Annotated in this window: 1 protein-coding gene and 1 pseudogene; one reads left to right on the plus strand and one right to left on the minus strand. The window is 66.6% G+C overall.

Annotated elements, in window-relative coordinates; translation table 11 throughout:
- Positions 1 to 26: 26 nt before the first annotated feature.
- Complete coding sequence (locus MNBBLIKP_RS12500; RefSeq protein ID WP_088310597.1) at positions 27 to 341, minus strand: hypothetical protein; 315 nt, start codon at positions 339 to 341, stop codon at positions 27 to 29.
- A 208-nt stretch (positions 342 to 549) separates the two neighbouring features.
- On the opposite strand from MNBBLIKP_RS12500, the pseudogene MNBBLIKP_RS12505 reads away from it, so the two are divergent.
- Positions 550 to 1,398: pseudogene (locus tag MNBBLIKP_RS12505) on the plus strand (excinuclease ABC subunit UvrA); the annotation flags it as partial.

The raw sequence follows: 1,398 nt of genomic DNA on the forward strand, positions 1-1,398 counted from the left end.
GGCAAGGGAAATGCGGGGGGGGGCGTTCAGCCGTCGCAGTAGCGATATTCCCCCGCCCGGCACCGCGCCACCGCCTGCCGCCAGCGCGCCATATCGCGGTGATAGCGCTCCATCGCCGCGTCATGCTCGGTCCGGCGCTGCGTATTCTCGCGGGCCCAGCGGGCGTCGCGGGCGCGGACCTTGGCCAGTTCGCGCAGGTTGAGCTGGCGGATGATCGCCCGGTCACGCGCGCGGGCGGCGGGGCTGCGCATGGTCGGGTCGTGGGGATCATCGGCCCGGGCGGGGGCCTGCGCCAGCACGCAGCATAGCGCCAGCGCGCCGGAAATCAGCCGTTTGATCATTGGTGCGACCCTCCCATTCCTCGCCGCCATCAATGCCGGGTACGGGGCAGGGCAGGCAATTGCTTTGCGACGAATGGGGCGCGGCTGATCGCAAATCGAGGGCGTTGCAGCGCTGGCTTGCGAATTCCGCGCCGCCTGCCCACATAGCCACAGGGCACCACCCGGCACCTCTTGCATCCCGTGAACAAATCTGGAACACGTCCGCGCCATGTCGCTTAGCAAAATCGTCGTGCGCGGGGCGCGCGAGCATAATCTCAAGGGCTTTGACGTCGAGCTGCCGCGTGACAGCCTGATCGTGATCACTGGCCTCAGCGGTTCGGGCAAGAGCAGCCTGGCCTTCGACACGATCTATGCCGAAGGGCAGCGGCGCTATGTCGAAAGCCTGTCGGCCTATGCGCGCCAGTTTCTGGAGATGATGCAGAAGCCGGACGTTGAACATATTGACGGGCTGAGCCCCGCGATCTCCATCGAGCAGAAGACCACCAGCCGCAACCCGCGCAGCACCGTGGCGACGGTGACCGAGATCTATGACTATATGCGGCTGCTGTGGGCGCGGGTGGGCGTGCCCTATTCGCCGGCCACCGGCCTGCCTATTGCCGCGCAGACCGTCAGCCAGATGGTCGACCGGGTGATGGCGCTGCCCGAGGGCACCCGCGCCTTTCTGCTCGCGCCCGTCGTGCGCGGACGCAAGGGGGAATACCGCAAGGAATTGGCCGAATGGCAGAAGGCCGGCTATACCCGCGTGCGGATCGACGGCGAATTCTACGAGATCCAGGACGCCCCTGCGCTCGACAAGAAGTACAAGCACGACATCGAAGTGGTGGTGGACCGCATCGCCGTGCGCGAAGGGATCGAAACGCGGCTGGCGGACAGTTTTGAGCAAGCGCTGAAACTGGCTGAGGGGCTGGTCTATCTCGATCTGGCGGATACGACGGTGGCGGCGGTGCTGGGCAATACCCCCTCCGCCTCGCTGCGCTCGGCACCTCCCCCAGAGGGGGAGGATCTGGGCAGTGGAAATCCTCCCCCTCTGGGGGAGGTGGCAGCGCGCAGCGCTGAC

The organism is Novosphingobium sp. B 225 (assembly GCF_002198665.1).
In the GTDB taxonomy this organism is placed as follows: Bacteria; Pseudomonadota; Alphaproteobacteria; order Sphingomonadales; family Sphingomonadaceae; genus Novosphingobium.